This is a genomic window from Paenibacillus sp. YYML68 (genome assembly GCF_027923405.1).
Taxonomy (GTDB): domain Bacteria; phylum Bacillota; class Bacilli; order Paenibacillales; family NBRC-103111; genus Paenibacillus_G.
The window spans coordinates 2512065-2536241 of record NZ_BQYI01000001.1 but is presented as its reverse complement, the minus strand read 5'-3'; the positions used below and the strand labels follow the sequence as shown (position 1 = coordinate 2536241).

Genomic DNA, 24177 nt, shown 5'->3' with positions numbered 1-24177 from the left:
GGTTCAATCAGCAAGCCCTATTTATCAAGATAGACCCTGAAGCGCTGCTTCAGGGTCTATCTATACATGCTAGCTACTCATGAAATCTCTTAGTACAGCGTCAAATATTGCTCGCGCTCCCAAGTGTGAACCTGTGTGCGGTAAATGTCCCACTCGATTTCCTTCAGCTCAACGAAATGCGCAAGCGCATGATCGCCCAGCGTATCGCAGATGACATCGTCGCGAAGCATCTCATCGATCGCCTGCTTCAGGTTGAGCGGCAAGCTAGGAATACCTTGCTCCTCACGCTCGTCCTCTGTCATCACATAGATGTTACGGTCTGTTGGAGCAGGCAGCTGCATCTTGTTCTTGATGCCGTCCAGACCCGCCTTCAGCATAACAGCCAACGCCAGATACGGGTTCGCCGCAGGGTCCGGATTGCGAACCTCAACGCGCGTGGACAAGCCGCGGGAAGCCGGAATACGGATCATCGGGCTGCGGTTGCTCGCCGACCATGCGACGTAGCACGGTGCCTCATAGCCAGGCACCAGACGCTTGTAGGAGTTCACCGTCGGGTTCGTTATCGCTGCGAACGCACGGGCATGCTTCAGAATACCGGCCATGTAATGACGAGCTGTCGTGCTCAGACCAAGCTTGTCGCTCTCGTCGTAGAACGCATTCTCATTGCCGCGGAACAGCGACTGATGGCAGTGCATACCGGAGCCGTTCACACCGAATAACGGCTTCGGCATGAATGTAGCATGCAGGCCGTGCTGTCTAGCTACCGTCTTCACGACGAGCTTGAACGTCTGAATCTGGTCCGCAGCCTTAATCGCATCAGCATACTTGAAGTCGATCTCATGCTGACCTGGAGCAACCTCGTGGTGGGAAGCCTCAATCTCGAAGCCCATCTCCTCGAGCGTCAATACGATCTCACGACGGCAGTTCTCGCCAAGGTCTGTAGGCGCAAGGTCGAAGTAACCGCCCTGATCGTTCAACTCCATTGTCGGATTGCCCTTCTCGTCGGTCTTGAACAAGAAGAATTCCGGCTCAGGACCTACGTTCATCGCCGTATAGCCCATTTCCTCGGCTTCCTTCAACGCCGCCTTCAGGATGCCGCGCGGGTCGCCCGGGAATGGACGGCCATCCGGTAAGTAGATGTCGCAGATCAGACGTGCGACGCGGTCCTGTGTAACCCACGGGAACACAACCCACGTGCTCAAGTCAGGGTATAGGTACATATCAGATTCCTCAATACGCACGTAGCCTTCGATCGAGGAGCCGTCGAACATCATTTTATTGTCAAGTGCTTTCTCAAGCTGGCTAACTGGAATTTCTACGTTCTTGATCGTACCGAGCAGGTCGGTAAATTGCAGTCGAATGAATCGAACGTTCTGCTCCTGCGCGATGCGCATAATGTCCTCTTTGGTATATTGCTTATCCGTCACTTGTAAATCTCCTCCTTAAAAATAGGCTCATATTAACGAAGCCTTCCAGCGCTCATCGGCTGTCGCCTACACGCCGGAGATGCTTCGGTCAACCCGATCCTGTACTTTCGCCGGGACGAAGAGAATAATGACGGCATCGAAGATGCGCCGCCCAGTTGACCTGCGTCAGGGACTGTTATTTTCTGAAAAAACGGGAAAGCTCGCCTTGAATCAACGAAACGTGATTCGGACGCTTGCCTCCGCCGAGCAGCTGCTGCTTCAACATCTTATGCAGCTGGGAATCGGTCAATTCGCGACGCTTGACCTCGGTCTGCTCATTGAGCACCGTCGCTTCCTCCGAGTTCTTGTCGACCGGTAGAAGCACCTGCTTAATGCCCGCGATGTTGACGCCCTTCTCAATGAGATCTTTGATCTCAAGTAAGCGCTCGACATCGTTAAACGAGTAGAGCCGCTGATTGCCTCCGGTACGGGCAGGAATAATAAGCTCATGCTGCTCGTAGTATCGAATTTGTCTGGCCGTTAAGTCCGTCAGCTTCATCACGATTCCGATAGGGAACAGGGCCATATTTCTGCGAATGTCATCACTCATGTTATCACCCCTAACACAGGAAAAACCTTACTATTATTGTAGCCCTGTTAAGGATACGTGTCAAGTTGTGTTAGGTTCATGCTATATGTCATCATTAATTACAGCAATCCGCGGTCTAGCATCGTCTGTAAGGCCGTCATCGCCCCGAGCTTACAATGGGAATACGTCAGCCCGCCCTGCATGTAAGCGATATACGGCTCACGGATCGGCGCATCGGCCGACAGCTCGAGACTGCCCCCCTGGATGAACGTCCCGGCTGCCATAATGACCGGATTTTCGTACCCCGGCATGTCCCACGGCTCCGGCACGACATGCGCATCCACGGCTGCCGCCCGCTGTATGCCTTGCACGAAGGCGATCAAATGCTCCGCGCTCGTGAAGCGGATCGCCTGAATCAGATCCGTCCGCGTCTCGCTCCAATGTGGACGTGTCTCGAAGCCGAGCTCCTCGAACAGCGCTGCGGCGAATATCGACCCTCTTACAGCTTGTCCAACAACATGAGGCGCCATGTACAGACCTTGGAACATCGGACGCATCGTGTCGAGCATCGCGCCGACCTCCCCGCCGATTCCCGGGGCAGTTAGTCGATATGACGCCAGCTCGACATAACGCTTCACACCAGCAATATAGCCGCCAGTCGGTGCGAGACCGCCGCCGGGATTTTTGATCAACGAGCCCGCCATCAGATCGACGCCTACCTCGGTCGGCTCCTGCAGCTCCGTGAACTCCCCGTAGCAATTGTCCACGAATACGATCACATCGTGCTTGATCTCCTTCACGAAGCGCACCATCTCACCGATCTCCGCAACCGTGAACGATGCTCGCCACGAATAGCCGCGGGAGCGCTGAATCGCAACAACCTTCGTATCCGCGTTAATCCGGCGGCCAATCTCCTCGTAATCAGGGCGCCCATCCTCGGTCAACTCCACCTCAGCGTAGCGCACTCCCCAGTCCTGCAGCGAGCCGAGCCCATCTCCGGGCTTACCGATCACCTTATGCAGCGTGTCGTAGGGGCGACCTGTAATCGACAGCAGCTCGTCCCCCGGCCGCAGTACACCGAACAGAGCCGTGCCGATCGTATGCGTGCCTGACACGAAGTGCGGACGCACCAGCGCCGCCTCTGCGCCGAATACATCGGCATACACCAGATCGAGCACCTCGCGTCCGCGGTCGTTATAACCGTACCCCGTCGAGCCGTTGAAGTGATAATCGCTTACCTTATGCTTTTGGAACGCGCGGATCACCTTCCACTGGTTATGATCCACGATGCGCTCCAGCTCTTGCGTCCTACCCTGAATACTCTTCTCCGCCTTCTCCATCAAGGCGAGCACCTGCTCACTAAACATGCTCCGACGTCTCTCCCCCATGCTCCTGCTGCCCTGCCGCATCATATGCGGCTAGTAAATAGCCAAGCTTATCGTATTCCTTATTGTTCAACCGTACCTTGAACAGCATATCGTCGCCGTCCACCTCGTTCTCCAGCACCTCGCCGACCCGATACAAGAGCGAGATCACATCGCCCTTATCGGCAGGAATGCGGAATGTGCGGCTGCCGCCCATCTGATGCTTCTCGAGCGCCTCCAGCACACGTGTCTGATCAGCCTCCCGATAAGCCGAGATGCGCAGGAACTCCCCTTCAGTCGTCAACATCTCGACCTGCTCCGGCGTACACATATCGATTTTGTTAAAAATCGTAATGCGCTCCTTGCCATGCGCACCAAGCTCCTCCAGCACCTCGTCGACAACCTTCATCTGTACCGGCATCATCGACGTCGAGCTGTCCACCACGTGCAGAACAAGGTCAGCCTCATTCACTTCCTCGAGCGTCGCCCGGAACGCCGCTACGAGATCGTGCGGCAGGTTCTGAATGAACCCGACCGTATCGGTCAGGATGATCTCCGTGCCGCCCGGCAGCTTCAGCTGGCGCGACGTCGGGTCGAGCGTGGCGAACAGCTGGTTCTCCACGTATACGTCCGCCTCCGTCAGCTCGCGCAGCAACGTGCTCTTGCCCGCGTTCGTATAGCCGACGAGCGCCACTTGGAACACGCCGGTCTTCTTGCGCCGCTCGCGATGCAGAGTGCGATGACGCGTCACCTCGACCAGCTGACGCTTCAGCTCGCTAATTCGGTCGCGAATATGACGACGGTCCGTCTCGAGCTTCGTCTCACCCGGACCGCGTGTTCCGATACCGCCGCCGAGTCGTGACAGGTTCTTGCCGTGGCCAGACAACCGCGGCAGCAGGTAGCTGAGCTGGGCAAGCTCGACCTGAATGATGCCTTCGCGCGTCTTGGCGCGACCGGCGAAGATGTCGAGGATGAGCTGCGTACGGTCAATAATTTTCACATCGAGAAACTGCTCCAGGTTGCGCACCTGCGCTCCCGACAGCTCCTGATCGAAAATCGCCGTATTCGCCCCTGTCTCCTCGATCGCCTGCTTCAGCTCCTCCGCCTTCCCCTTGCCAATGAACCACTTGGAGTCTGCGTATTCCTTATTCTGTGTGATCGTGCCCAGCACCTCGACGCTTGCTGTCTCGGCCAGTCGGATCAGCTCCGCCAGCGAATAATCCGGATCGTACAGATCCTCCCGCTTCAGCTGCTGCGTGACGAGGCTGACGAGTATCGCGCGTTCCTCTGTGTCAGGTGTTACCTCATGTGTCGTATGCTTCATATAAACTTGTGCGTCTCCTTCGTCTTGCGCTCCAGCTTCACGTCCTCGGGCCGTATGACCATCAGATCCTGCTTGGACGGCTGCATGTGCGGCGAGCTTAACAGCCGAACGGCATGATTGCGCATCGCCTTCTCGATCAGGTTGCGCACGAAGCGTGCGTTGCTGAACGCAATTTCCATTTGGTTTTTCTCATTCGTAATTTGCTGCCGAATCTTAGCCTCGGTCGATGGGGTGAGTGCATATTCCCGCTCCTTCACGATCGAATCGACAATCTGCATCAACTGATCCACCGTATAATCGGGAAAGTCAAGCTGGATCGGGAACCGCGAAGGCAGCCCCGGATTCGTCATGAGAAACTGCTCCATCTCGTCCGAGTAGCCGGCCAGAATGAGTATGAACTGATTTTTATGATCCTCCATCGCCTTCACGAGTGTGTCGATGGCCTCTTTACCGAAATCTTTTTCCCCGCCGCGGGCTAAACTATACGCCTCATCAATGAACAGAATACCGCCAATCGCCTTCTTGACGAGCTCCCTCGTCTTCAGCGCCGTATGTCCGATATACTCGCCGACAAGATCGGCCCGCTCTACCTCGACCAGATGCCCCTTATTCAGCACGCCCATCGTCTGGAACAGACGCGCCATAATGCGAGCGACCGTCGTCTTGCCGGTACCCGGATTCCCTCTGAAGATCATATGGTACACCTGACTGCCCGCGCTTAACCCGACGTCGGCGCGCATTGTAGCGATCCGCAGCAACGCGTAGATCTCGAATACGAGCTCCTTCACATGCTCCAGACCGACCATCCGGTCCAGCTCCTTCATAATTTCCCCGAACTGGCCCTGCTGAGACAGCGGCTTTCCATGGAACATCGGCTCAGCCAGGGCGGAGGTCGAATGTGCAATCGGCTCTGGCGTTCGCAGCACGACGTTAATTTGCCGCGCGTTCTTCGTAATTTGGATGTGCTCGGAAGACTGAACACGTTCGCTCATGCGATACATCACCTCTTCTTTGGTGTTAATGTATACGCAGGACTTGGGCGAATTGTGTCTGTTTCTTTTGTCTATTGTATCGCTCTTTCCAGCCGAGGGCAAAAAAATGGCTTAACGTACCAGCCTCGCGAGCACGTCCTCCAGCCCCATCTCCGCCATCGACTGCAGCTGTAGGTCATACTCGCCGAACGTCAGCTGACTCGTCACGCTGTTCGGCACGATGACGCACTTCATTCCCGCCCGCTTCGCGGCTAATGCACCATTCGGTGAATCCTCGAACGCCGCCGCCTCATGAGGCTCGACTCCTAATGCCTGAACAGCCTGTAGGTACAGCTCGGGATCAGGCTTCACGATCGCCACATCCTCCTTCGTTCGGATGACCTCGAACGCTTCTAACAGCCCATGTCGCTCAAGATAGCCGACGACCCATGCGCGGGACGAGCTCGACGCGAGCCCGATGCGGAGTCCGAGGCGGCTCGCGGTATCCAAGTATTCGCGCACCCCCGGCCGAACGTCCGCTAACTCCATGCGGCTCTCGAAGTGAGCCCGACGCATCGCCTGAGCGGCCTGTCGGTCATAGGTGCGATCCGCCAGCTGCTCCTCCAGGTAAGCATAAGGGTCGAAGGTACCGGCTGTACCGACACATTGTCCCCATACATGTACAGGCAGCTCCGCTCCATGATGGCGATACATGAGCTGGTACGCCTCGAATTCAGCCGACTCCGTATCTAAGATGAGTCCGTCAAAGTCAAACACAACGGCACGCAGCATCGTGATTCACACTCCCTTTTCTCTTTATGTAACGTATCGTACTATGCGCTGCCAGCTTTTGCCTAGGGGCAAAATGCATGTAAAACAAAAGAGCCGCGAATGCGACTCCATCATACTTTCATCTTCAAATGTACATTCAACGGTTGGGTTGTACCTCTAACATAAATGACTTCCCACTGCAACCAGCACCAGGAAGCCATTCACAATCGCTAGTTTTTGTCTGCGGCTACGACCGGCTTCACGTCTACGGAAGCTTGCGGCTTGTCCTGTACCGACTGCTTCGGTGCATCCGTCTCCGACTTGTCGTCGTCACCGTTTATTAGGCCTCGCGTTGCGTTCTTGAATTCGCTAAGCGTACGGCCGAATGCGCGGCCGAGCTCAGGCAGCTTGGACGGTCCAAAAATAATAAGTGCAATCACGACAATAAGAATTAGGCCTGGCACTCCGATATTGCCGAATGGCATAAGATGTCAGCTCCTTTGAGGTTAATAGTTAGAGTGGGGATGGAGGGAAACCCGCGAATACCGATTACGATAGATCGGCTCACGGGTTTCCTTAACAATGCTATAGAGCTATAAGACGATGACCGTATAATTACAGACCGAGCTTGAAGCCTTTAACTGCAACTACAGCTTCACGAGGGATCGAATCGCCTGGGCGGTTAGGCCACATGCTTGTCGGCTTGCTAACATCTGTAGTCAGCTCACCAGGATGCTGAACAGACAGGAACAGCGTCTGCTCGTCCGGTGTGAAGTATGGACCCGTCAGCTCGCACTCCTTAGGACCGGAAGCGAATTGCATCGCAACGCCCTTGCTTGGGCCGTTAGTCGGGATGACGAACAAGCCATTGTTCTTGAACGTCGTATATACACCCTTGTTGTGGCTGCTTGTGGAGATGTCAGTTACGACCCACAGGTTGCCATTCGAGTCGAACGCCAGGTTGTCCGGGGAGCTGAAGCCGGATTGACGGCCGCCAGCCGCGAAGATTTCGAAATCAAACTCCGCAGCGCCCAGATCGTTATCCTTCTCGAAGATACGAGTGATGTGACCATGAATGTTGCCATGCACATCGTTGTTCGTGTGGCAGATGAATACGGTGTTATCGAATGGCGAAACCTCGATATCCTCTGGACGGTCAGTTGGCGTACCGCCAAGAATAAGAGCTGCTTCATGGCAGTTCGTAACGACATCACCCTGCGTCTGGAACTTCTTCTTCAGCTCATCAGCTGTACCCTTCACGCCTGTTGGAGTCTTGAAGTTGGCGTTAGACAGAACCTTCGTCAACGCTTCAAGTGTAACAGCAACCCACTTACCGGACTTCAGGTTCGCTACGTACAGCGTGCCCTCTGCGAGCAGGTCAGAGTTTTGACGTCCGTTCGCAGCATTGTACTTGTCCTTGGATACGAATTTGTACACACATGCGTCTCTCTTGTCATCGCCCATGTATACAACGACACGACCGTCTGCTGTAAGACCCATCGCTGTGTTCTCATGGTTGAAGCGTCCAAGTGCGGTGTGCTTCTTCAGGAACGACTTGTCGAAAGGATCCACTTCTACGACCCAGCCGTAGTGCTCTTGCGGAAGGTTTGCTGCTGCTGCTGTGTCGGAGAAGTTCTCCTCACAGGACAACACCGTATTCCAGAGCGTCACGCCGCCAGAGCAGTTCGCGAACGTACCTTGCGCTGTAGAAGCGTTCTTCAGAGCGGAGGACGCCTTCGCTGGACCCGTGAATTCGAACTTCGTGAAGCCGGTGATGCGGCGTGCATATTTCGATGTAGTGTCCATCTTCCATGTACCCTTCTCATCCTGGTACACCTCGATGACGGACATTCCTTGATAATACAGATCCTTGTCGATTTGCTCCTTCGTCATCTTGCCGTCTTTAATTTCGCCAAGAAGGAACTGATTCGTATACTCGTGGTTCGTGACAAGCAAGCCGCGAGTGTTGGAGCCGTTAATCGGGAAGAACGCGTTGAAGTCAGCACCTTGACCGAACTTCTCGCCAGCCGCGTTGATGACATCGTCGAACGCTGCAATGACATCGTAGCTGTAGCCGCGTGGAAGGATAAGCTTGTCCTCCATCGAAGCTTCGATCGGCTCGAAATAGCCGCTTACTTTATTCGTTTTGAAGCCGAACAAATGGTCAGCTGTCGGAGATTGTGCGGAAGCTTTGCCCTCTAATGTTCCCAAGCCAGCCGATGCTGCTGCCAATGCTGCTGCACCTGTTCCAAGATAAGATAGAAAAGTTCGGCGATCCATATTCTTTTCCATTTGTACACTCCCTATTATGGTATTGGTTTACTAATTTCTAGACAAGCATAAGGCTTCAAGATCAGAGGAATATTATATTCATGTAAATAAATTGTAAATGTTGTCATATTTTAAACACAGGTTGAATATTACGTCGCATTTTCGCAATATCGTCGGCTCATTTTCCCATGCGAGAAGCTGAAGCTTTTGTCACATCATAAGGAGTGTTGCATTCTAATTCAAAAGGAGCTGATCCTATATGCCAACGGAGACACCTGTCAAGCAAACGTTCCCACCCCAGCATCAAAACACACAGCCCGGCATCGAAGCACAGATGAACCCACGCCCGCAATTCGAGGACGAGCGGTACAAGCCGGCTGGCAAGCTGAAGGACAAGGTCGCGATTATTACCGGAGGAGACAGCGGAATTGGACGAGCTATTGCGGTTACTTACGCAAAGGAAGGCGCCGATGTGCTGATCGTCTACTTGAACGAGCACGGCGATGCAGAGGAGACGAAGCGGCAGGTCGAGGAGGAAGGGCGCCGATGTGCGCTAATGGCCGTCGATATCGGGGATGAGACCGTCTGCAAGCACATTATCGATGAAACGGTGAAGCAGTTCGGCAAGCTCGACATTCTCGTGAACAACGCGGCTGAGCAGCACCCGCAGAAGAAGCTGGAGGACATCAGCGCCGAGCAGCTGGAGCGTACGTTCCGTACCAATCTGTTCTCGATGTTCTATCTGACCAAGGCAGCGCTGCCGCATCTGCAGCCGGGCAGTGTTATCCTTAATACGACCTCGATTACCGCGTACCAAGGTCATAAGGAGCTGGTCGACTATTCTGCGACGAAGGGCGCGATCGTCACATTCACCCGCTCCCTCTCGCAGCAGCTGATCGACCGCGGCATCCGTGTCAACGGCGTCGCACCAGGTCCGATCTGGACGCCTCTCATCCCATCCACCTTCGACGAGGAGAAGGTCGCTCAATTTGGCGCCAATACGCCGATGAAGCGAGCCGGACAGCCGGAGGAGCTGGCACCGAGCTACGTCTTCCTTGCCTGCGGCGATTCGTCCTACATTAATGGTCAAATTATTCATGTGAACGGCGGCGTTATTGTGAACGGATAATAAAGAAACGGGTAACAACAACTGCAAATTACTGACAGCTGTCAACTGACGGCTAACAACAAACAAGCCCCCGTAACAGGCCATGCACGGTCGCACGGTCAGTTACGGGAGCTTATCAGCTCATACAGTTAGTTCCATAAGTCAAGACTTCTTCTCGTCCTTCTTCTCCTTGCCGTCTTCCTCATCCTTATCCCCTGAGCCAAGGCTGCGCGTCGCGTCCTTGAACTCGCTTAACGTACGCCCTACCGCTCTGCCTAGCTCTGGAAGCTTCGAAGGTCCGAATAAAATAAGAACAACTATAAGGATCAATATAAGTCCGCCAATTCCGATATTCAATGGCATCGTACATTCACTCCGATTCTGGGACTAGCCTTTTGCTCATTATTATAACAAGACATGCGTGAAAAAGAAACTAACACATCCGCTTCAAGCTATCCTACCGGCTCATGACCGAATGCAAGCGCAATCTTATCAAGCTGCCACTTGGCCAGCGCCAGCGTCTCTCTGCCGCGGTGCCATGACATCATCAGCACATTCGAATCCATTGGAGCAGCCTTCGGCTGCTCGTATTCGAGATATTGTGCAATATCCAGCGCCCGCACTGCATGATAGCGATGGGTCACGATGACAGCAGATTCCCATCGCTGCTCATCCATAATTTGGCGGCTATACTTCAAGTTCTCATACGTGCTGCGTGCCAGGTTCTCCAGATAGATGTCTTCCTCCGGAATCCCATTCTCAACTAAGTAGTTGCGCATCCCTTCTGCCTCTGTCAATACCGAATCAGGGCGATCATATCCGCCCGTCACGATGAGCTTCGAGGTGATACCAGCTTCATACAGCTCCACAGCCCGATTCAACCTTTCTCTAAGCGCTGGGCTCGGCTTATCGTGCCACAGCGCAGCGCCAAGCACGATGGCGACATCGTGCTTGTCCAGCGGCTGCTCGGGCATCAAGGACATGCGAAGCTGAACCGTGCCTACCCAGATCGCTGCGAGAAGAAGAGCAGCAATCGCCGTCTTCGCGGCTGCTTGAACCCATCTACTCATACTCACCTCTCCCTATGCTCGTAACAAATAGCTTCCCACCTTCTGACATACATCAGCCTTCTCTTGATCATGGCAGATCATATGCTTCGACTGGGGCAAATAAACGAGCTCCTTCTCCCCGCGAAGCTTCGAATAAATATAACGGGCACTGCGCGGATGGACAATCGGATCGCGAGCCCCTTGTATAATGAGTGTAGGCTGCGTCACACGATTCAGCTCCTGACGCTTCGCATACTTCGCGAGATTGATGAACTGCAGCGCCGCTCTCAGCGGCACCTCCTTCGCCCTGCGCAGATGATCGAGATCGCGAGCCCGATACCGCTCGGCCAGATCAGCCAAAAAGCGGAGCGGACTTACGTATATGGCCGCAGCGCTAAGCATGACGAGCCTGCGTACCGGGTACCGATTCGCCACATAAGCTGACAGCAGACCGCCCATCGAGAAGCCTACGACATCTATGGCTCCGTAACGGGCAGCCAGCTGACCAGCCTCCTCAGACGCGGCATGCAGCCAATCCTTCCATGATATGCGTCCGAGATCGTTCAGCTGCGGGTCGTGACCTGGCAGCAGCGGTACGCGGCAGCTATAGCCAAGTCGTTGCAGGTGCTCAGTCAGCGGCTCAAGCTCGAACGGGCTGCCCGTGAAGCCATGAAGCAGCAAGCAGCATTTGGTCATCCGACATCTCTCCTTTATGTAGACGATCCCTACCGTTCATAGGTTTCCACATTTCACAAAAAATATCGTTTATCCAACACCGCCCACCTTCGTCGCATATATTCGACAGAAAAAGAGGCAGTGCGACATCGCACTGCCCGACTCTATTAGCTCTCCGTAATCGCAACGGACTGAATGACGACCTTCTCCGTCGGCTCGGAGCCTTGCTCGACCGGGGTTGCGGCAATCGCCTGAACCGTCTCCATCCCCTCGGTCACCTTACCGAAGATCGTATAGTTCGGTCTAGTGTTCAAGGACTTGCTGTCTTCACCCGTACAGATGAAAAATTGACTGCCGTTCGTATTCTTTCCGGAGTTCGCCATCGCCACGATCCCCGGCTCATATTGATGCTTCGAGCCTAGCTCATCCTCAAACTTGTAGCCCGGGCCTCCGCGACCTGTCCCCTCAGGATCACCTGTCTGCACCATGAAGGACTGAATAATACGGTGGAAGACCACGTCATTATAGAAGCCTTCCTTAGCGAGAAACACGAAGTTGTTGACTGTCTTCGGAGCGTCCTTAGCGAACAGCTCGATCGTGAACGTTCCCTTCGACGTCGTCACGGTCGCCTTGTACGTCTTGTTCGGATCAATCTTCATCTCCGGTGGTGCGGAATACTTCTTGCCATTCCCTTCGGCTTGCGTTGCCGGCTTGCTAGCCCCGGATTGAGGATTGCTGCCGCTTGTGCTTCCTGCTTGCTCTGCTGGCTTCGTACCGCATCCGGTGGCAACAGCTAAGAATAGACATGCTGTCAGCAATGCTGACGTCCACTTGCTACGACTGCTTGAACGATTCATCAGTAATACACTTCCTCTTCTGTAATATATTCGGTATGACCGCTAGTCACAAGTATACTACATGCTAATGAACAACTCTAACTCCTATGCTTCTCGGAATCCATAGCTGGTCTATGGTGAAGTCGGGATGCTTAAGCCGCTGCTACTGCCAGTACCGGTGCCGGAGGAAGCCGGTGCTCCTGATGCACCTACGCCACCTGCAGCCGGCTGAGCAGCTCCTGCTCCGGTCCCAGCCGAGCCTGCGCGGCTGCCTGTGTTGGTGGTGCTACCGCTTGCCCCAGCGCTCCCGTCGGTGGCGCCTGTACCGCTAGTGGAACCACCACTTGCCCCGCTGCCACTGGTCGAGGTACCACCACTTCCGCTAGAGCCACTCCCCGGCCTCGGGCTCGAGCCGGTGTCCGCGCCAGAGCCAGTACCTGATCCTGTACCCGCACCGGAGCCTGTACCCGTACCCGGCTTCGACGTACCTGTTCCAGCTCCCGTACCTGTGCCTGGCTTTGGACTGGTCCCAGTTCCTGTACCGGTCCCTATCCCATTGCCTGCCCCAGTGCCCTGACCCGCTCCTGGGGTAATCCCGGAGCCGCCCGTACCGATCGTTCCGCCTGGTCGCGGTGTACCTTCGTTCGGCACATTCGTGGTACCGTCTCCGTTCCGCTCACCGCCTTCACCCGGCTTACGTCCTTCTTCATCCTCAGTGCCTTCGCCCCCTGCTCCCTCACCCTGACTAGGCTTGGTAGCGTCAGCGACGACGATCTGAGCAACGTTGGAGCGTTCTCCGGCTACATTATTCTCGGTATTGACCGGGACGACGACGTACTCGTACGTTCCCGCCTGAACCGCAGTCCGATCCTTCACCTCGGTCTGAGCGGTGCTCGTCAGCGGCTCCTTCGGAAATTCGGTCATCGTACTATCCTTACGGAACAGCTGATACTGCACATTGTCACCGACACCCGACCATGTCAGCAGAACCAAGCTGCTCTCCGCCGAATACTCCGCCTTCAGGTCACCGATCGACTTCGGCGCTTCGTTCAGATCTGGCACACCCTCCGGCTTCTGGAACTGCGTAACCGGACGCTTCACCAGCGACTTCTGCATCACTTCCTTGAAGATCTTCGCCGCGCTGCCGCTGCTCATCGAGATATAGTGCTTGGAATCCGTCTTATCGAAGCCCATCCAGACCGCCGCCGTCCATTCCGGAGTATAGCCAACGAACCACAGATCACGGTTGTGCTTCTCTAATCCCTTGATGTCCAGCTGAGTCGAGCCGGTCTTGCCTGCCACCGGACGCTCGAACTTCGCCGCCGCTCCCGTCCCGCCAGGCTCCACAACACCTAGCATGAGCTGTGTCATCTGCCATGCCGTCTTAGCGCTCCACACTCGCGCCTTCTTCTCCGGCTTGTAGGCAGTCTTCGCCCCATCCTTGCCCTCAATACGCGTAATCGCATGCGCCTCCTGCACGTAGCCGTTATTCGGGAATGCGGTATACGCCTGTGCCATCTGCAGCGTCGTCACACCAGTCGTCATGCCACCGAGAGCGAGCGCCAGATTGTTGTCGTCCTTGTGAAATGGAATACCGAGCCGCTCGACATAAGACTTCGCCGTCTTCACCCCGACCTTGCTTAGCACCTCGACAGCAGGGATGTTTGCGGAATGCTTAACGGCCTCGAACATTGATACTTCACCGCGGTATACACCGTCCCAGTTGCTCGGCGTGTAGCCGTTGAACGATCTCTTCTCATCGGGCAGCTTGGAGTACGGTGTATATTTCCCTTCCTCAAGCGCCGGTGCGAAGGAGATCAACGGCTTGAACGAGGAGCCCGGCTGTCTAGGCTGAGCGACCGAACGATTCAAGCCGCGAGCGACGTAATCTCGGCCGCCAACCATCGCAACGATACCGCCATCCTTGTTATTTAAGATGACCATGCTGCCCTGCATCTTCTGTGCGGGACCATCCTTCTGGAAGAAGGCCGGGTTCGCGAACGTCTGTTCCATAACTCGCTGTGCATTCGGGTCCAGATTCGTATAGATGCTATACCCGTTGCGAAGCAGATCGTCCTCCTCGTAGCCGTACTTCTCTTGCGCCTCGCGAAGCACGTAGTCGATGTAAGCCTGGAACTGATCCTTACCCGTATTCGTCGGCTGCACATATTCCCGAGCGGCCGCATCGGCGCGCTGCGACTCTGAGATGTAGCCTTGGTCTGTCATCAGCCTCAATACGACCGCACGACGCTCCTTCGACTTCTCCGGATTCGAGATCGGATTGTACGTATTCGGTGCCTTTGGCATCGCGGCCAGTGTAGCCGCCTCCCAGATGTCCAGCTCCTCCAGCTTCGACTTGCCGAAGTATGTCTTGGCCGCAGCCTTGATCCCATAAGCGCGGTTGCCAAAATAGATTCGGTTCAAGTAATACTCTAATATTTCTTCCTTCGGATACTGACGCTCCAGTGCCATCGCAATAGACATCTCCGTCGCTTTACGGAAGAAGGTCTTATCTGCGCTCAGGAACACATTCTTGGCTAGCTGCTGTGTAATCGTGCTGCCGCCCTCGACCATGCTGCGAGCGACGATATCCTTCACGAGCGCACGCGCGATCCCGAACAGGTCGACGCCCGTATGCTGGTTGAAGCGCTTATCCTCCGTTGCGATGAATGCATCTCTGACTAGCTCCGGAATTTCGGCTGCAGTCACATTAATGCGGTTCTCCACCTTCAGCACGCCCGCCTCTTGACCGGTGATGTCATAGATGTGAGACGCCTCGTCGAACTCAAGCTTATTAATATTTTGCTGTAGAATACGGTCCCCGTTGATGATGACGAAAATATAAACGCCCATTGCACAAATCGCAGCAAGCATAGCCGTAATAAACATCGAAAGAATGATTTTGCCTGCGCCTATTTTTTTACGCTTTTTGCCGCCTCCAGCAGACTTCTTCGCCTTCGGCGTCGGATTCGCAGCTTTCCTTCCCGTTCCCGTCATGCAGTCGACTCCCTTTCCTTAAGCTTTCAGCATTGTACTGGTCCTCTGCCTATTAACCGGACCTCTCTGCTGTCAATCATCAGGCGAAACAAAGAACAACCCATTCTACTGGGTTGCTCTGCTCGACAGCTATTCAGTTAGACGCAAATGAAAAACAAAAGGTTGCTAAACATTAACAACAATACACCTTCGCAACTGCATTATTCTCAGTTAATCTGCGCTCTGCTCCTGCTGCATCAACGATACGGCGCGCTGCGGTGTGAACGTCGAGATCGCGTGCTTGTACACCATCTGCTGACGTCCTTCACTGTCAATAATGATCGTAAAGTTATCGAATGCGCGAATGACACCGCGAATTTGGAAGCCATTCGTCAAATAAACGGTGACTGGAATATTCTCCTTGCGCAATTGGTTCAAAAACGTGTCCTGGATGTTGATCGACTTGTTCATCAATGGGCCCCCTCAGTATGAATTACGGTCCAGAGTCAATTTAGTAGATATTATAGCACGAACAGCGTCCAGCTGGGTAGTAAAATCTTCCAACTGACTCATATCGACCCATTCGATCTCTTTCATATGCCGAAACCACGAGAGCTGCCTCTTGGCGAAGTGACGCGTATTTTTTTTCAACAGGTCTACGGCCTCATCAAGTGATGCGCGTCCTTCCAGATAGGCGACGATTTCCTTGTAGCCTAAGCCTTGCATGGAGGTGCTGGACGAAGGAATTCCAAGCTCGAGCAGCCCGCGTACTTCGTCAATCAAGCCTTGCTCCAGCATCAGATCGATTCGCTCTTCAATACGTTTATATAGTAAAGCTCTATCCATTGTCAACCCGACGATGCACAATTGATACGGAGACACCTTGGTCTGACGCTTCTGCTGCTCAGACAAGCGCTCTCCGGAGACGTGGTGCACCTCCAGCGCACGAATGATGCGCCGCTGGTCGTTCGGATGAAGCTTCTCTGCCGATTCGGGATCGACCTGTGCAAGCCGCGCATGAAGCGCCTCGGCCCCGTGGGACTGAGCATAGTCGGTCATCTCGCTGCGGAACGCTTCATCAGAACTGACCTCGCTGAATTGAAAGTCGTAGCATACCGACTCCACGTACAGCCCTGTGCCTCCTACGATGAAGGGAAGCCGCTTGCGTGCACCTATGTCCTGAATGAGTGACGTGCAGCGCTCTTGAAATTCCGCCACCGAGAACGGCTCGTGCGGCTCGAGAATGTCGATGAGATGATGCTTGACCGCCGCCAGCTCCTCTGGGGCTGCCTTGGCTGTGCCTATATCCATCCCCCGGTACACCTGCATCGAATCGCCGGAAATAATCTCCGCGTTGTATTGCTTCGCCAGCGTGAGGCTAAGCTTCGTCTTCCCTACAGCCGTCGGCCCGACCAGCACGAGCAGCGGCGGCTTCGGTGCGTCCGATTCTATGTACATCTTATCACTCCATAAGCTATTTTCGTTGAGGAACGGTGCGCGAGCTCGAAGCCCAGACGCTCGAACTCCGGACTGTCCCGATGCTCCTTCAGCACGACGATCCGTCTTGCTACCCGACGCGCCTGTGCAATGGCATCTAGCGACAGCGCCCGGTCGTCAGCCATACCGCGAATCGCCTTGATCGAGGTCGACTCTGTAATCGGCTTGCGGAACATGGGATCGAAGTATACGACATCGACGCTATCATCGGCAAGTCCGCGCAAGTAATCGAGGTGATCCACTTCCGCGACCTCAATGCGACGCATCGCCTCATTCAAGCCGATTACGTCTAATTCGTACGCTTGCAGGCCTTGCTGTAATAAGTAAGCGGGTACACGCGCGCTCTCAAGCGCCGTCACATGTCCGCTAGCTCCGACAGCATAAGAGAACACGATTGAGTCTGAGCCGAGTCCCGCCGTGCAATCAACGACTCGATCTCCCGGCTCGATGGCAGCTAGCTTAAGCAGCGTGTCGGGCTCCCCGTTCAGCAGCCGTTTAATTCGAATACTTGCCGTGCTCGGGTGAAAAAAGAGCGGAAGCCGCCCTTCGCGGTGGTACTCCAGCCGCTCCTTGGAGATGACGAGGATGTCGGCATCTCCGAACCGCTCGCGCAGCTGGGCTAGCGTCATACGACGCCGCTCCAGACAACGGCCGCCAAGCTCGGCGCTAATGCGCCGGGCTTCGGCTAGCTGTGCGGGGTGCGGGTCGTACGAGGTCGTAACGAACAACTTTACATCACCCTTTTGAACATTTTTTCCAGCTCATATGTGGAGAAGCTGACAACGATCGGACGACCATGCGGACACGTATACGGATTACGGCATGCCGCCAGTCGATCCAGTAGCACCTCCATCTCCAGCATGCCCATGTTCTGGTTCGCCTTAATCGACGCCTTGCAGGAGCACATGATCGCTGCCTTCTCGCGAAGCTTGGCCAGATCGACCTGCTTCCGCTCGGACAAGAGCCAGTCAATGATTTCATCTAGCAGCGTCTGCTCGTCTCCCTGCGGAAGCCAGTGCGGGTAAGCCCGAACGAGGAAGGCCGAGCCGCCGAACGGCTCCAGATAGACGCCAGCTTGCTCCAGCTGCGGCAGCTTCTCCTGCAGCTTGGACGCCTCCGCGGCCGTAAACTGCAGCGTAATCGGAACGAGCAGCTCCTGGCTGGCCGACTCGGGTCTACCGAACAGCTCATAATAGTGCTCGTAGTTAATGCGCTCATGCGCCGCATGCTGATCGATGAGAAACAGTCCCTCCTCGTTCTGCGCCACAATGTATGTCCCGTGCAGCTGCCCGATCGGGTCCAGCTTCGGAAACTGCGGCAGAGCTGGAGCCGGCTGCTCGATTGCTGGCGACATCGCCCGCAGCAGCGCCTCTGCTGCTGCGGCCGTCTCCCTCGCCGAGCGAGCAGGCTCGCTCGGCGAAGCATACGCAGCCGTAGAGGGCCGCGATTGCTGAGCGCTAGGCGCGCCTGCACTGCTACTGCGCTCAGCAGCTTGCGCAGCCTGCGCCGCGCTATGCGCTCCCGACGCGCCTGCGCTGCGGCCGTGCTCCGCCGCTTGCGCGGCGCTCTGCGCTCTCTGCGCGACGTTGCCTGCGCTGCCGCCGCGCTCTGCCGCCTGCGCGGCGCTCTGCGCCCCTGGCGCAGGCGAACTGGCCGACTCGCCGCCCGTCGGCCGGTACAGCTCCAGCTGCTCCTGAATGAGCGCCTCCCGCGGCTTGCGAGCGGTGCTCTCAGCAGCTGATGGAATGAGCCGCTGCTTCGCCAGCACGGCCCGAGCCTCGCGCTCGACGAATTGGAGCAGCTCCTGCTCCTTGCTGAAGCGCACCTCCAGCTTAGCTGGATGCACATTGACATCGAGCAGCGTCGGGTCCATCTGAAGCTGCAGCACCGCCACCGGAAACCGGTTAATCGGCAGCAGCGTATGGTAAGCCTGCAGCAGTGCGTGCACGAGCGGATAGCTGCGAATGTAACGGCCATTGATAATCGTAGTGACCGCACCGCGATTCGCACGCGTCAGCTCCGGCTTCGCAATGAAGCCCGACAGCTTGTAATCAAGTGACTCCCCCGAGATCGGCAGCATGACCCGCGCAACCGAGGTGCCGTAGATGGCCGCGATCGCATTCAGCATATCCCCATTGCCGAGCGTCTGCAGCAGCGTGCTGCCGTTATGCTTCAGCGAGAAGGCAATACCCGGATGTGCCAGCGCCAATCTGTACATATAGTCGGTCACATGTCCGAGCTCCGTTTGTATCGTCTTCATATACTTCAACCGGGCAGGTGTATTGAAGAACAGCTCTCGCACCGCAATATCGGTCCCGCGCGGCGCCGCCTTCTCGGTACGGCTCATGAGCGAGCCGCCCTCCATTCGAACACACGTTCCGAGTCCACTGCCATCTGTACACGTCACCAGCTCGACCTTCGCTACGGCCGCAATACTCGGCAACGCCTCGCCGCGGAAGCCTAACGTTCGGATTGCGAACAAGTCGTGGGTCGTCGATATTTTGCTCGTCGCATGCCGCAGGAACGCCGTCTCGACATCATCAGGCTGAAGGCCGGAGCCGTTATCGCTGACTCGGATCAGCTCTAAGCCCCCTTCCTCAATCATGACGTCGATGCGGCTGCTGCCTGCGTCGATCGCATTCTCTACAAGCTCCTTCACGACGGAGGAAGGACGCTCCACGACCTCTCCCGCAGCAATCTGGTTCGCTATATGTGCATCCAAAACATTGATGATTCCCATGTAAGCATCCCCTTAGCCTTAACGCCTTGAACGTCTGAACCGTCCTAACCGCCTGAACGCGCCGACAGCTTCAGCGTATGGCCGTTATCCGACCACTCCAGCGAGCGGAACGCGGCAGCAGCCTTGGCAGCGCTCGTATAGCTTGTCCCCTCTCGCAGCACGATCGCATCACCTTGCGGCGTATACGTCACACTTCCGTCCGCAGACTTCAGCTGCACGGAGCTCGTATCCGCATTCCAGCTTACCGCTGCTCCCAGCACACCGGCCAGAACACGCGTAGGAACGTAAGTTTGTCCATTTTCCCGAATAACATTGAATGAGTCCTCTACATCGAAGCCGTTCACATACAGGTTGAGCCGCTTCAGCTCCAGCGACAGCTCCTTCACTCCAGCCTTGCGCAGCGCTGCCAGCAGCTCCGGCACCTCGCCGCCCTCAACCACTAGATCCGGCTCGAGACCGACGCCGTTCACCTTGCGCATATTCGGGGTTAAATATTCCTCAATCGTAACCTTTAGTGCGCCGCCCGTGTCAAGGGAGACCAGATTTTGCACGCTGCCCTTCCCATACGTCTTCGTGCCGATTGCTGTAATAACGCCGTAATCCTGAAGCGCCCCCATCAGCACCTCCGAAGCACTCGCACTCATATTATTGACCAGGAAATATACAGGGAACGGCTGTTCCTCTCCATCCTGGAACGTGACCGGATCATCCTTTCCGTCTCGATCCTTCGTATGAATCAGTGTGCCTTCTTTCTTAAATAAACGCGCCATCTGCTGTGCACTATCGAGCAGACCGCCTGGATTATCCCGCAGATCAAGAATGAAGCCGGACAGCGGCCCCTGTTGCTTCAAATGGTCAAGTAGTACGTCTGTCTGCTCGTCCGCATCGTGCGAGAAGCTCGATACCCGAATGTATCCGACATCACCGAAGCGCTTCGCCGTGACAATCGGCACTTGAATAGACTCACGCTTCACATTCAATGTCACCGAGCCTGAGCCGTCTTGCTTCACTACGATCAGCTGAACCTCTGTGCCCGGCTCACCCAGGATGTTCGAGGTCGCATCGGTAAGCGCCAGTCCGATCAGAGACTTGCCACCAGCTTGTACGATGACATCACCGACACGAATACCTGCGGAGTAAGCTGGTCCGTCGAACACTTCCTTCACATACAAGCCGTCCGTCTCCGCGCTCACACGAACGCCGATGCCGACATACTGTTGATTCATCACCTTCTGGAACTGCTCCAGCTCCTTGGCGTTGTAATAAGCAGTATGCGGGTCCTTCAACGATTGTACCATCGCTTCGATAGCCGTATCGGCAAGCGCGTTGGCATCAGGCGCATCGACGTGCAGCTTCTCCAGCGTCTCCAGCACCTCCTTAGCACGGTCGGCTGGACTGTGACCGATCGATACGGTCACGCTCGAGGCGGCCGAGGCCGCCGCTGGGGCGAGAAGAGACATAGACAATACAGCTGCTGCAGCATGACGCCACAGGGAACCTCTACGTTTCGCGTTCATCGAATATACCTCATCTCATGTTTAAATTACGGTCTCCTTAGCTTGAGCTTGAGGAGGACAGCTGCTTCTTCAATTCGTACAGCAAGTTCATCGCCGTCATCGGCGTCATATTCATCAGATCGGCCTGCTTCAGCTGCTCCAGCACCTTCTCGGACCTCACATCCTTCGACGGAACGACCTTGCTGGCGGCAGCAGCAGGAAGCGACGGCGTCTCGTCCGCGAACAGCGACAGCTGCACAGCATCGCTGCGGCGGCCAGCAGCTATAGCGTCAGGAGGGCTCGACTCACGCACGGACTCGACAGCAAGTGGTGTCGCCGACATCGCACGCACACCCTCGCTATCGCTACGAGGATGCTCCTCAGCAGCAGACGGGCTTGTCTCCGTCTCCTCTGAACGAGCAGCAGCACGGTTCCAGCCTGCGCTATCTACAGCCTGTGCAGCAGGCGATGAGTGCGGCCCAGGCCCAGCCTCATCTCGCAAGCCCTCTGTCTGAGCGCCAGCAATCGTCTCGGCACGCGTCTCGAACAGGTGCAGCAGCTCATACGAGCGCCCGATAATCGACTCCGGCAAGCCTGCAATCTGCGCGCAATAGATGCCATAGCTACTATCGGCTGCCCCCGGTATGAGCTTACGCAGGAAGGTGACGCTTGCTCCGCTCTCCTTCACTGCCATGCAGCCATTGCGAAGCTGGCTCAGACTGCCCTCCAGATGGGCCAGCTCGTGGAAGTGAGTCGAGACAAGCGTCTTGCAGCCAATATGATCATGCAAAAACTCAATGACCGCCTGCGCAATCGCCATCCCTTCCCCAGTTGACGTGCCGCGTCCAAGCTCATCAATAATGACAAGACTCCGCTCGGTCGCCTTCTCCGTCATCACTTGAATGTCCTTCATCTCGACCATGAACGTACTCTGACCGCCGATCAGATCGTCCGCCGCCCCGATCCGAGTGAAGATGCGGTCTATCATCGGCACGATAGCACGCCTTGCCGGCACGAAGCAGCCGATCTGCGCCATGAGGCATATCATCGCCACCTGACGCATGTAGGTGCTCTTACCCGCCATGTTCGGTCCGGTTATGAGCAGCATGCTGCCATCCTCACGGGTCAGTACGGTGTCGTTGGCGATGAATACGCCGTCCTCCAGCACCGCCTCTACAACCGGATGTCGGCCCTCCTCAATCTGCAGACCGTACCCATCGGCAATAATCGGACGTGTATAGCGCTGAATGGCGCTGACCTGCGCCAGCGATTGGTATACGTCCATGGTCGCCAGCAGCTCCGCGAGCTGCTGCAGCCGCGTCAGATGGGCGAGCAGCTTCTCTCGCAGCTCGATGAACAGCGCATATTCGAGCTCCACGATGCCGTCCTGCGCTTCGAGAATGAGCGCCTCCTTCTCCTTCAGCTCAGGCGTCACGAAGCGCTCGGCGTTCGCGAGCGTCTGCTTCCGCTCGTAGCGGCCCTCCTCGAGCTGCGACAGATTCGACTTCGTCACCTCGATGAAGTAGCCGAACACCTTGTTGTAGCCGATCTTCAGCGACTTGATGCCGGTCCGCTCCCGCTCGGAGCGTTCCAGCTCCGCCAGCCACTGCTTGCCGTTCGTGCTCGCCTCCAGCAGCTGATCCAGTCGCTCATTCACACCGCCGCGAATAATGCCGCCGTCACGCACGGAGACCGGCGGTTCATCGACGATCGTCGCTGCGATCAGCTCCATCAGATCGGAGCATGGATCGATCTGCTCCGCTAGCGCAGCGAGCGTTGCAGAGCCGCTCTCCAGACACAGCTCGCGCAAGGCAGGCACTTGAGCGAGCGACGCCTTCAGCGCGACGAGGTCGCGGGCGTTGGCGCTGCCGTAGGCGATCCGGGCGGTGAGCCGCTCGAGATCGTACACCTCCTTGAGCGAGAGGCGCAGCTCATCACGCAGCATGAGCTGGTTGTACAGCCGATCGACAGCCTCGAGCCGCTCCTCAATCGCCGTCGCTTGCATCAATGGCTTCTCGATCCACCGCTTCAGCAGACGGCCGCCCATCGCAGTCACCGTCTCGTCGAGCAGCCAGAGCAGCGAGCCCTTCTTCGAGCGGTCGCGCACGGTCTCGACCAGCTCCAGATTACGACGGGTGAACGGGTCCATCACCATATATTGACTTGGCTCATAGACACGGATGTGCTTGATATGGATGAGTGATCGTTTTTGCGTTTCTTGTAAGTACGCCATCAGGAGTGACAGTGCTTGCCGTCCACCTGCGGGCAGAGCGCCCAGCTGCTGCTCGGAGAAGTAGGCCGAGGCCGCGTCGACGCGAGCCGAGGCTCCAACGCCGCTGCTCGCTGCGCCCCGATCGGCTACAAGCTCTCCAGCACCGCTCTGCTCGCCTCTGCTCACTACGCCCTGATCGGCTCCGAGCTCTCCAGCTCCTGCGCCGCTATGCTCGCCGCCCCGCACTGCGCCCACCTCGCGAGCCGTCAGCACAACAGTACGCAAGAATGCCGAGGCTGCCCCACGTATGCGCTCCAGCAGCCCAGCCTCACCTAGCAGCTCGGACGGGCTGTACACGTTCAGCTCGTCCAGCAGTCGCTCGAGCGAGCCTGGAATTCGGGTCACGTACAGCTCCCCTGTCGAGATGTCGCAGGCCGCTAGGCCATAGCCAGCACCTTCTTCGACGACGGCAGCCATATAATTGTTGCTCGTCTCACGCAAGGAACGTGCGTCCATCACCGTACCCGGCGTCACGATGCGCACAACCTCACGGCGAACGACACCTTTGGCCTCAGCCGGACTTTCCACCTGCTCGCAGACGGCGACCTTGTAGCCCTTCTCGACGAGACGGGCGATATAATTTTCAGCGGAATGGTGCGGTACGCCGCACATCGGAATGCGCTCCTCGCCTCCGCCCTCGCGGCCAGTGAGCGTAATCTCCAGCTCGCGCGACGCCAGTACCGCATCTTCGAAAAACATTTCATAGAAATCACCGAGGCGGAAAAACAAAAAAGCGTCCTTGACCTCCGCTTTCACGGCCAGGTACTGCTCGATCATCGGTGTATATTTAGGCATGCTTCAAACCTCCACGCATCACAACGGATAGCAGAAG

At 56.2% G+C, this 24177-nt stretch carries 20 protein-coding genes; 1 reads left to right on the top strand and 19 read right to left on the bottom strand.

The features are described from left to right. Positions 1 to 89: 89 nt before the first annotated feature. The 8 genes from glnA to PAE68_RS11600 form a co-directional block, all read right to left on the bottom strand. The gene (glnA, locus tag PAE68_RS11635; protein WP_281891032.1) at positions 90 to 1394 is read right to left on the bottom strand and encodes a type I glutamate--ammonia ligase; all 1305 of its coding nucleotides are present in this window, start codon (positions 1392 to 1394) and stop codon (positions 90 to 92) included. A 208-nt stretch (positions 1395 to 1602) separates the two neighbouring features. Continuing rightward, positions 1603 to 2016, bottom strand: a complete 414-nt coding sequence (locus PAE68_RS11630) for a MerR family transcriptional regulator (RefSeq protein WP_281887172.1) — start codon at positions 2014 to 2016, stop codon at positions 1603 to 1605. Positions 2017 to 2114: 98 nt separating this feature from the next. Then, entirely contained in the window at positions 2115 to 3362 is a 1248-nt protein-coding gene (locus tag PAE68_RS11625; protein ID WP_281887170.1) for a methionine gamma-lyase family protein, read from the bottom strand. Further along, positions 3355 to 4683 carry a GTPase HflX gene (gene hflX, locus PAE68_RS11620; protein WP_281887168.1) on the bottom strand — a complete coding sequence of 443 codons (1329 nt, stop codon included), beginning with the start codon at positions 4681 to 4683 and terminating at the stop codon, positions 3355 to 3357. Before hflX ends, PAE68_RS11625 begins: the two co-directional genes overlap by 8 nt. After that, positions 4680 to 5675, bottom strand: coding sequence for an AAA family ATPase (locus PAE68_RS11615; RefSeq protein WP_281887165.1), 996 nt, complete (start codon positions 5673 to 5675; stop codon positions 4680 to 4682). Before PAE68_RS11615 ends, hflX begins: the two co-directional genes overlap by 4 nt. A 111-nt stretch (positions 5676 to 5786) precedes the next feature. Continuing rightward, a complete protein-coding gene (locus PAE68_RS11610; protein ID WP_281887163.1) occupies positions 5787 to 6446 on the bottom strand; it encodes an HAD family hydrolase in 660 nt (219 codons plus the stop codon). A gap of 209 nt (positions 6447 to 6655) precedes the next feature. Next, positions 6656 to 6910, bottom strand: a complete 255-nt coding sequence (locus PAE68_RS11605; RefSeq protein WP_281887160.1) for a twin-arginine translocase TatA/TatE family subunit — start codon at positions 6908 to 6910, stop codon at positions 6656 to 6658. Between the two features lie 130 nt (positions 6911 to 7040). Continuing rightward, the gene (locus PAE68_RS11600) at positions 7041 to 8717 is read right to left on the bottom strand and encodes a PhoX family protein (protein WP_281887158.1); all 1677 of its coding nucleotides are present in this window, start codon (positions 8715 to 8717) and stop codon (positions 7041 to 7043) included. Positions 8718 to 8955: 238 nt separating this feature from the next. Between PAE68_RS11600 and PAE68_RS11595 the strand changes: the two genes are divergently transcribed. Further along, positions 8956 to 9825, top strand: coding sequence for an SDR family oxidoreductase (locus PAE68_RS11595; RefSeq protein WP_281887156.1), 870 nt, complete (start codon positions 8956 to 8958; stop codon positions 9823 to 9825). A gap of 141 nt (positions 9826 to 9966) precedes the next feature. Here the strand turns inward: PAE68_RS11595 and tatA are convergent, their stop codons facing one another. The 11 genes from tatA to mutS all read right to left on the bottom strand — a co-directional run bounded on the left by tatA (position 9967) and on the right by mutS (position 24140). Next, complete coding sequence (gene tatA / locus PAE68_RS11590) at positions 9967 to 10167, bottom strand: twin-arginine translocase TatA/TatE family subunit (RefSeq protein WP_281887154.1); 201 nt, start codon at positions 10165 to 10167, stop codon at positions 9967 to 9969. An 89-nt stretch (positions 10168 to 10256) separates the two neighbouring features. Further along, on the bottom strand, positions 10257 to 10874 hold the full coding sequence (locus PAE68_RS11585; RefSeq protein ID WP_281887151.1) for a YdcF family protein: 618 nt from the start codon (positions 10872 to 10874) through the stop codon (positions 10257 to 10259). A gap of 12 nt (positions 10875 to 10886) precedes the next feature. Further along, positions 10887 to 11549, bottom strand: coding sequence for an alpha/beta hydrolase (locus PAE68_RS11580; RefSeq protein ID WP_281887149.1), 663 nt, complete (start codon positions 11547 to 11549; stop codon positions 10887 to 10889). Between the two features lie 146 nt (positions 11550 to 11695). After that, the gene (locus PAE68_RS11575) at positions 11696 to 12385 is read right to left on the bottom strand and encodes a peptidylprolyl isomerase (RefSeq protein ID WP_281887147.1); all 690 of its coding nucleotides are present in this window, start codon (positions 12383 to 12385) and stop codon (positions 11696 to 11698) included. A gap of 111 nt (positions 12386 to 12496) precedes the next feature. Then, complete coding sequence (locus PAE68_RS11570; protein ID WP_281887145.1) at positions 12497 to 15361, bottom strand: transglycosylase domain-containing protein; 2865 nt, start codon at positions 15359 to 15361, stop codon at positions 12497 to 12499. Positions 15362 to 15571: 210 nt separating this feature from the next. After that, the gene (gene hfq, locus PAE68_RS11565; protein WP_281887143.1) at positions 15572 to 15811 is read right to left on the bottom strand and encodes an RNA chaperone Hfq; all 240 of its coding nucleotides are present in this window, start codon (positions 15809 to 15811) and stop codon (positions 15572 to 15574) included. 12 nt (positions 15812 to 15823) lie between these two features. Further along, positions 15824 to 16798, bottom strand: coding sequence for a tRNA (adenosine(37)-N6)-dimethylallyltransferase MiaA (miaA, locus tag PAE68_RS11560; protein WP_281887141.1), 975 nt, complete (start codon positions 16796 to 16798; stop codon positions 15824 to 15826). Further along, complete coding sequence (locus tag PAE68_RS11555) at positions 16789 to 17565, bottom strand: class I SAM-dependent methyltransferase (protein WP_281887139.1); 777 nt, start codon at positions 17563 to 17565, stop codon at positions 16789 to 16791. The genes miaA and PAE68_RS11555 overlap by 10 nt, the downstream gene beginning before the upstream one ends. A 2-nt stretch (positions 17566 to 17567) precedes the next feature. Beyond that, positions 17568 to 19577 carry a DNA mismatch repair endonuclease MutL gene (gene mutL / locus PAE68_RS11550; RefSeq protein ID WP_281887137.1) on the bottom strand — a complete coding sequence of 670 codons (2010 nt, stop codon included), beginning with the start codon at positions 19575 to 19577 and terminating at the stop codon, positions 17568 to 17570. A 44-nt stretch (positions 19578 to 19621) separates the two neighbouring features. After that, positions 19622 to 21094: a S41 family peptidase gene (locus PAE68_RS11545; RefSeq protein WP_281887135.1), complete on the bottom strand. Its 1473-nt coding sequence runs from the start codon at positions 21092 to 21094 to the stop codon at positions 19622 to 19624. Between the two features lie 37 nt (positions 21095 to 21131). After that, positions 21132 to 24140 carry a DNA mismatch repair protein MutS gene (gene mutS, locus PAE68_RS11540; protein WP_281887133.1) on the bottom strand — a complete coding sequence of 1003 codons (3009 nt, stop codon included), beginning with the start codon at positions 24138 to 24140 and terminating at the stop codon, positions 21132 to 21134. Between the last annotated feature and the right edge of the window lie 37 nt (positions 24141 to 24177).

Excerpts from the sequence above, each read along its gene's own strand:
- PAE68_RS11595 (WP_281887156.1), top strand. The coding sequence starts at position 8,956 with ATGCCAACGGAGACACCTGTCAAGCAAACGTTCCCACCCCAGCATCAA.
- PAE68_RS11625 (WP_281887170.1), bottom strand. The coding sequence starts at position 3,362 with ATGTTTAGTGAGCAGGTGCTCGCCTTGATGGAGAAGGCGGAGAAGAGT.
- hflX (WP_281887168.1), bottom strand. The coding sequence starts at position 4,683 with ATGAAGCATACGACACATGAGGTAACACCTGACACAGAGGAACGCGCG.
- mutL (WP_281887137.1), bottom strand. The coding sequence starts at position 19,577 with ATGGGAATCATCAATGTTTTGGATGCACATATAGCGAACCAGATTGCT.
- PAE68_RS11575 (WP_281887147.1), bottom strand. The coding sequence starts at position 12,385 with ATGAATCGTTCAAGCAGTCGTAGCAAGTGGACGTCAGCATTGCTGACA.
- PAE68_RS11615 (WP_281887165.1), bottom strand. The coding sequence starts at position 5,675 with ATGAGCGAACGTGTTCAGTCTTCCGAGCACATCCAAATTACGAAGAAC.
- PAE68_RS11630 (WP_281887172.1), bottom strand. The coding sequence starts at position 2,016 with ATGAGTGATGACATTCGCAGAAATATGGCCCTGTTCCCTATCGGAATC.
- tatA (WP_281887154.1), bottom strand. The coding sequence starts at position 10,167 with ATGCCATTGAATATCGGAATTGGCGGACTTATATTGATCCTTATAGTT.
- PAE68_RS11570 (WP_281887145.1), bottom strand. The coding sequence starts at position 15,361 with ATGACGGGAACGGGAAGGAAAGCTGCGAATCCGACGCCGAAGGCGAAG.
- PAE68_RS11580 (WP_281887149.1), bottom strand. The coding sequence starts at position 11,549 with ATGACCAAATGCTGCTTGCTGCTTCATGGCTTCACGGGCAGCCCGTTC.
- PAE68_RS11610 (WP_281887163.1), bottom strand. The coding sequence starts at position 6,446 with ATGCTGCGTGCCGTTGTGTTTGACTTTGACGGACTCATCTTAGATACG.
- mutS (WP_281887133.1), bottom strand. The coding sequence starts at position 24,140 with ATGCCTAAATATACACCGATGATCGAGCAGTACCTGGCCGTGAAAGCG.
- glnA (WP_281891032.1), bottom strand. The coding sequence starts at position 1,394 with ATGCGCATCGCGCAGGAGCAGAACGTTCGATTCATTCGACTGCAATTT.
- PAE68_RS11545 (WP_281887135.1), bottom strand. The coding sequence starts at position 21,094 with ATGAACGCGAAACGTAGAGGTTCCCTGTGGCGTCATGCTGCAGCAGCT.
- hfq (WP_281887143.1), bottom strand. The coding sequence starts at position 15,811 with ATGAACAAGTCGATCAACATCCAGGACACGTTTTTGAACCAATTGCGC.
- PAE68_RS11585 (WP_281887151.1), bottom strand. The coding sequence starts at position 10,874 with ATGAGTAGATGGGTTCAAGCAGCCGCGAAGACGGCGATTGCTGCTCTT.
- PAE68_RS11605 (WP_281887160.1), bottom strand. The coding sequence starts at position 6,910 with ATGCCATTCGGCAATATCGGAGTGCCAGGCCTAATTCTTATTGTCGTG.
- PAE68_RS11600 (WP_281887158.1), bottom strand. The coding sequence starts at position 8,717 with ATGGAAAAGAATATGGATCGCCGAACTTTTCTATCTTATCTTGGAACA.
- miaA (WP_281887141.1), bottom strand. The coding sequence starts at position 16,798 with ATGTACATAGAATCGGACGCACCGAAGCCGCCGCTGCTCGTGCTGGTC.